We start from the raw sequence: 2,177 nt of genomic DNA on the forward strand, positions 1-2,177 counted from the left end.
TTGATTGACCGTTTGGAATAACTTACGAGTGAGTTTGTGTTTTTCCAGCAAGTGCCGGAAATTCATAATGGTAGTGCGGTCAGGAATGGCTTTATCCAGTGACAGTTGTGCAAACTGACGCATCGAAGCAATCTCGTAAAGCGCATCTTCCATCGCCTCATCACTCAGACTGTACCATTGCTGCATACAGTGAATGCGGAACATCGTTTCCTGTGGATAGGGACGACGACCATTGCCCGCTTTTGGATAAAAGGGCTCAATCACTTCCAGCAGTTGAGTCCATGGTAACAGGTTGTCCATCCGAGATAAGAAAATCTCTTTACGGGTCTGGCGGCGCTTGCTGGAAAACTCACTATCGGCAAAAGTTAACTGTTGGCTCATGGGCGGTAATGGCTGTGATTTACTATGTAGCTATGATCTCACATCAGGGACTTATTCGCATCTTCCCTAAAACGTTTAGGAAACGGAGGTAGGTTACCTCTATTTACCAGCAGCATAAATTCATATTTCAATTTTTGCCAAATTCTGCGCCCACGATTCCTATCCACTTCACGCCTGTCTGTAACCTTATTGATTTCACTACCAAAATCACCATTGAGAACAGGAAAAGGTCTAGCAACAAAGCAGCGCAGTGATTTTTCATACCAATATTGAATATCCATATCGATAGGTCTGGCGATAGGAAGTGCATGCTGTAGTAGCTTTTTAGCACCTTGTTTAGATACTAATTGTCCAGTAGTGGTGGAAGGCAGCTTTATGCACTGACCTAATGTAAGGCCGTCACCAATATCTACCGAAGCCACATCTTCTTTCTGCTTACGACCATGGGAAAACTTGATGTAATCCCACTCTTGAAATGAATCAGCAAGCTTTTCTAAATATTTGGGCATATCATCGGTGAGAATGGCATCATCTTCCAAGACAAGTGCGAAATCTAAATCATCGTTAACTATCTTTTCCCAACAGCGCATATGACTCATGTAGCAACCAATTTCACCATCATTAAGTAGCTTGTCATATTTGCTGATATTGGTATCAAGATCATAAACCTCACCTTTTTCCTTAGCAGAAAGCTCAGTACCCCTGACAGCAGCCACACGCTCAAAGCTCAATCCAAGGCGATCACATTGCTCTTTCATACTCACCATGCGGTCAGCACTGGATTCAAGGTTAATAACGAGAATCTTAAAATTCATTTTTACTTAGCCAACTGATTAATTTTCAAGGCCGCTATACTAGCACAGGCAAGACAAATTTCCTTCTAATGGATCCCCGAATTCAGATAATAAGTGCACCACTCATAGTTAAACGGTGAGGAGAGATCAACTGCCTGTTGGTGGTACTCTGTCGTCGCCAAACAAACATGAGTAGTTACCATGAATTACAAGCAGTTTCTCGAGGGACAACGATACCAGATTGAGGCCTACTTACGCGAGGGTTTCAGTTATCGAGAGATAGGAAAACGTCTGAAAGTAAGTCACAGCACAATCAGCCGGGAAGTAAATCGCAATCGAATTCGGGATAACCATTACTTGCCGGAAGTCGCTCAGGCGAAGGCATTAAAACGCCGTTGTCAGGCCGCGAAGTCAAGAGTATCTGAACTGACCATCACCTTTGTTGAGTTCGGTCTCAATGAGAAGTGGAGTCCCGAACAAATAGCAGGTGTCGGTAAAATCATCGGATATAACGTCAGTCACGAGTGGGTTTATGGTCATATCCAGCGTGATAAATTATGCGGCGGCAAGCTGTACAAACAGCTACGCCAGAGTCACCGAAGATACCGTAAAGGTAACTGCGCGAAGCGTGTGATTATCCCGAATCGCGTTGGCATAGAGCATCGCCCAGCCATAGTGAACAAGAAGAAGCGGTTCGGAGACTGGGAAGCTGACACGGTTCTGGGCAAGCAAGGAACAGGCGCGATAGTCAGGCTAGGGAAACTGCGAACAAGTCCTGCAATTTAGGTATAGAGCGAGGTTTTGAGCGGCCCGCCTGATTTTTGAACGCTAAGTGTTCAATTTTGGCCAACATACTGCCGTTTTACGCCGAATTTCGACCTAATTCCAGGCAGTTCCCGGATTTCAGACAGATCTTGGCTGTCGTCGTAACATCTGGTCTACTTTAAACAGGTTCGCCAAGGTGAATAGCATGGCTAACTGTGAGTCATTTTTCGTCAGCCC

Annotated in this window: 3 protein-coding genes; 1 reads left to right on the forward strand and 2 read right to left on the reverse strand. The window is 44.9% G+C overall.

Going from position 1 to position 2,177, the window contains the following annotated elements; genetic code table 11:
• Together L1D47_RS20495 and L1D47_RS20500 are read right to left on the reverse strand one after the other, a co-directional pair.
• Positions 1-381: transposase (locus L1D47_RS20495; protein ID WP_239886599.1), on the reverse strand; the 381-nt coding region annotated here is incomplete at its 3' end.
• A 38-nt stretch (positions 382-419) separates the two neighbouring features.
• Positions 420-1,196, reverse strand: a complete 777-nt coding sequence (locus tag L1D47_RS20500) for a glycosyltransferase family 25 protein (protein ID WP_239886600.1) — start codon at positions 1,194-1,196, stop codon at positions 420-422.
• A gap of 180 nt (positions 1,197-1,376) precedes the next feature.
• Here L1D47_RS20500 and L1D47_RS20505 point away from each other — a divergent pair, with 180 nt between their 5' ends.
• A complete protein-coding gene (locus L1D47_RS20505) occupies positions 1,377-1,961 on the forward strand; it encodes an IS30 family transposase (RefSeq protein ID WP_239886601.1) in 585 nt (194 codons plus the stop codon).
• Positions 1,962-2,177: the final 216 nt, after the last annotated feature.

This window comes from Shewanella sp. Isolate7 (genome assembly GCF_022398425.1).
In the GTDB taxonomy this organism is placed as follows: domain Bacteria; phylum Pseudomonadota; class Gammaproteobacteria; order Enterobacterales; family Shewanellaceae; genus Shewanella.

Coding starts and splice junctions, on each gene's coding strand:
- L1D47_RS20500 (WP_239886600.1), bottom strand. CDS start 1,196: ATGAATTTTAAGATTCTCGTTATTAACCTTGAATCCAGTGCTGACCGC.
- L1D47_RS20505 (WP_239886601.1), top strand. CDS start 1,377: ATGAATTACAAGCAGTTTCTCGAGGGACAACGATACCAGATTGAGGCC.